Genomic DNA, 510 nt, shown 5'->3' with positions numbered 1-510 from the left:
GAAAATCTCGCGAATGGATTTCCATGTTGATCCTCGTAACCGTTCAATGTCGGTAGGCTTGTAGCCAGGGGAAGCTGGCAAAGCAGATCTGTGCCGCAAAGCCGATCCCCCCAGCGATTGACCCGATACCCGAAACATACTGTGCCGGAGACTCACCGAACGCGAACACAGCGACACCAAGTTCTGCGACCACGAGAACGATGAAGGCCACGATCCCCATAAGGAGACGACTACGCCTATCGGGTTGCAGATTGAACCACTGCACACTCCATTGCGCAACCTTCCAGCTGGCCGCAAGCATGATTGGCGTTTCCAGTACCACGGGGGCAGTTGCGCCGAGATGCGGCACCAGCATCAGGACGCGTATTGCACCGAGAGCGAATCCTATCGCGAAGACAAGGAGGGCATAGGTGGTCCCCGCTTTCACCCATGGAGCGCGTCTGCGCACGTAGAACGAAGTGGAGTTCATGGCAGTTACTGTCTGGTGGGCATCCTGGGACCTGCCGGCAA

The 510-nt window shown here is 57.3% G+C and carries 1 protein-coding gene; it reads right to left on the bottom strand.

The annotated features are described in order from the left end of the window. Positions 1-43 precede the first annotated feature (43 nt). Positions 44-510, bottom strand: a 467-nt coding sequence (locus P0D80_RS51105) for a hypothetical protein (RefSeq protein WP_408296587.1), incomplete at its 5' end; no start/stop codon positions are given.

Source organism: Paraburkholderia sp. RL17-373-BIF-A (genome assembly GCF_046030175.1).
GTDB lineage: Bacteria > Pseudomonadota > Gammaproteobacteria > Burkholderiales > Burkholderiaceae > Paraburkholderia.
This window is presented reverse-complemented; position numbering and strand designations above follow the sequence as displayed.